Genomic DNA, 1,165 nt, shown 5'->3' on the forward strand with positions numbered 1-1,165 from the left:
CTATCGCGCCTGGAACCCCTGTGCGCGACGTCGGCATCACCCCTCTGGCGCATGGCCACGCAACAGGTGGATTCTGCGCCCGAAGGAAGCGAAAGACAAGCCGCAGGCAAAACGCCCAGCCAGGGCGCTATACGCCTGCGAAGAAGCCTATCGCCGCAGTACCGCGCTCAGCACGTCGCGGATGCCGATCGCGCCGACGAAGCGCGAGCCTTCGTCGAACAGCGCCACCGGCGCCGTCTGCGAGCGGTGCATGGCGAGCATCACCGTTTTCAGCGGCGTGCCGGGATTGGCCCAGAACACCTGGGCGCCCTCTTCCGGCTGGCGCTCGACATCGGCGCAGGAGACCCACACCGCCGGCTTGCCGTCGCGCTCGGCCGCGGCCACCAGGCCATGCTCGTCGATCTTGAAGCGCGTCGTCTTGCGCCTGTCGAGCCACACCCAGCCATCCTCGCCCTGCTCCAGGTCGCGGCGGTCGCGCATCACGTTCCACGCCGTCAGCACCGACAACGGGTTCACATTGGCGATGAAGTCGCGGACATAGTCGTTGGCGGGCCTGAGCACGATGTCTTCCGGCGCGCCGGTCTGGACGATGCGGCCGCCTTCCATGATCGTGATGTGGCTGCCGATCTTCAGCGCCTCCTCGAGGTCATGGCTGACGAAGATGATGGTCTTCTTCAGTTCCGCCTGAAGCTGCAGCAATTCGTCCTGCAGCTTGGTGCGGATCAGCGGGTCGAGCGCCGAGAACGGCTCGTCCATCAGAAGGATCGGCGCCTCGGTGGCGAAGGCCCGCGCCAGGCCGACGCGCTGCTGCATGCCGCCCGAAAGTTCATGGGCGTATTTCTTCGACCACTGGTCGAGATGGACGAGCTGCAGCTGCTTCTGCACGCGCGCCTTGCGTTCGGCTTCCGGCACGCCGGCGAGCTCGAGGCCGAAGCCGACATTTTCCTCGACGGTGCGCCAGGGCAGCAGGCCGAACTGCTGGAACACCATGGCCACCTGCTTCTGCCGCAGCCGCCTCAAGGTCGCCTCGTCGCAGGTGACGACATCGACGATGCGGTCGCCGTCCTTGACCAGCACCTGGCCGCGCGACACCACGTTCAACCGGTTAACGGCCCTCAGCAGCGTAGACTTGCCGGAGCCGGACAGGCCCATCAGCACCGAGATC

Annotated in this window: 1 protein-coding gene; it reads right to left on the reverse strand. The window is 66.4% G+C overall.

Annotation, left to right across the window (positions count from 1 at the left end; all coding sequences use genetic code 11):
- Positions 1–147: 147 nt before the first annotated feature.
- Positions 148–1,165, reverse strand: a 1,018-nt coding sequence (gene choV / locus EOA27_RS37335; protein ID WP_127258818.1) for a choline ABC transporter ATP-binding protein, incomplete at its 5' end; no start/stop codon positions are given.

Source organism: Mesorhizobium sp. M2A.F.Ca.ET.037.01.1.1, from assembly GCF_003998075.1.
Taxonomy (GTDB): domain Bacteria; phylum Pseudomonadota; class Alphaproteobacteria; order Rhizobiales; family Rhizobiaceae; genus Mesorhizobium.